Here is a 543-nt window from a genome sequence, read left to right on the forward strand (position 1 = left end):
GACAGCCTCGGCCGGCCCGCAAAGACCGAGTACGGCAACGGCACCGTCCTGGCGGTCGGCTACTACGACAGCGGCCAGCCGGAGAAGGAGACCCTCACCGGCGAAGACGGCACCGTGCTGTCCCAGACCGTGTACACGTACAACAGCCGCGGAGACCTGGCCACCCGCACCGACACCCGCCCTTCTCCCGACACCAGCAGCGGCAGCGCCACCCACACCAGCGGCAGCGGCGGCGGTGTGGGCAGCACCGGGCAGGAGGGCGCCAGCACGGAAGGCAGCGGTGGAGCGGGCGCCGCTGACACCCCGCCCGCCACGACGCACACCGTGCACGGCTACGACGCCTACAACCGGCTCACCTCCACCACCGTCCACAACGGCGGCGATGCGAAGGCCCCGGTACTGCGGTCGACCGCCTACACCGCCAACGCCGCCGGCGACATCACCACCACCACCGTCACCGGTGCGGACGGGGTGGAGACCACCACGGTGCATGAGACCGATGCCGCGGGCCGCCTCACCGCCCTCACCACCGACGGCAAGCAG

Annotated in this window: 1 pseudogene; it reads left to right on the forward strand. The window is 72.0% G+C overall.

From position 1 onward, the window contains the following. A pseudogene (locus IF89_RS0135920) lies at positions 1-543 on the forward strand (hypothetical protein); the annotation flags it as partial.

The organism is Streptomyces sp. NRRL F-2664 (assembly GCF_000719345.1).
GTDB lineage: Bacteria > Actinomycetota > Actinomycetes > Streptomycetales > Streptomycetaceae > Streptomyces.